This window comes from Mycobacterium attenuatum, assembly GCF_900566085.1.
Taxonomy (GTDB): Bacteria; Actinomycetota; Actinomycetes; order Mycobacteriales; family Mycobacteriaceae; genus Mycobacterium; species Mycobacterium attenuatum.
Window position 1 is genome coordinate 1 of the sequence record NZ_UPHT01000227.1, and the last position, 1,067, is coordinate 1,067.

1 pseudogene is annotated in these 1,067 nt (G+C 64.9%); it reads right to left on the bottom strand.

Annotated elements, in window-relative coordinates:
• A pseudogene (locus tag EET13_RS33090) lies at window positions 1-1,067 on the bottom strand (IS30 family transposase); the annotation flags it as partial.

Sequence of the window (1,067 nt, forward strand, 5' to 3'; positions counted from 1 at the left end):
GCCTTGGTGTGCATCCTCAGGTCGGTTCCCTTTTCGAACCAGAGCCTCAGCAGACGGTTGGTGTTCTCGTTGGATCCGCGCTGCCATGGCGAAGCTGCCATGGCGAGTGGGGATCGCAGAAGCAGACCGGGGCCTGCAACGGCAGTTCACCGTCGCGCCAGCGGGCCATCTCGCTGCCGCGGTCCCAGGTGATGGTGCGGCGTACGTGGGCCGGCAATTCGCTCATTGCCTCGATCATCGCGGTGGCCACCGACTCGGCGGTGTGGTCGGCGGGCAGGTGCCGCAGAATCGTGAACCGCGTGCTGGGCTCAACCAAGGTGCCGATCGCCGAACCACTGCTGGCGCCGATGATTAAGTTCTCCCTCACAGTGTCCGGGCACAGCGCGATCGTTTGCCTCAGCGGGCCGCGGTCTGATGGTGAACACGTCACTGAACTTGCCGCGCCGTTCGGGCGCCCCGCTGCAGGATTTGCGCGCGGCGCGTTTGGTCGACAGCCGCGTGTGCAGATCGGCGCGCAGCTGGCCTCGGCCATGGACGTAGAGGCACTTGTAAAAGGTTTCATGGCCCACCCGTAGCAGCCTGTCATCAAGGTGATCGCGGGCCAACACCTCGGCGATCAGCTTGGGGCTTCACCCCTGGTCCATCCAGGCTTCGACCTTGGCGCACAAATCGGCATCAGCGAGGCGAAAGCCTTTAGTGCGTTGGGCATTCTCAGCTGCTCGACAGTGGGCCATCCAGGCGTGATCATCGCCGTCGGCGTCACGATTCCGTCGCACCTCACGCCACCCCACCCTGCGGTCGCGGCCGATCTCGACGTAGCTCAGCCCCCCGTCAAGTCCACACATGATGGCGATGTCCCAACTCAGCCGATGACCCCGTCCACCCGGGCCGTCAGGATCTCCACGACAGACCACCCCACGGTCACCTCGACCGCCTTCAATGAGTTACACCGCCCCAGCGTCGCGCCACCACAGCCACCCTGACATCGTCGACACGCCCATCTCACGCGCCACCCGAATAAGCGGCGCCCCCTGACACACACAGTCGAACAACGCCCGCCGTGTCAA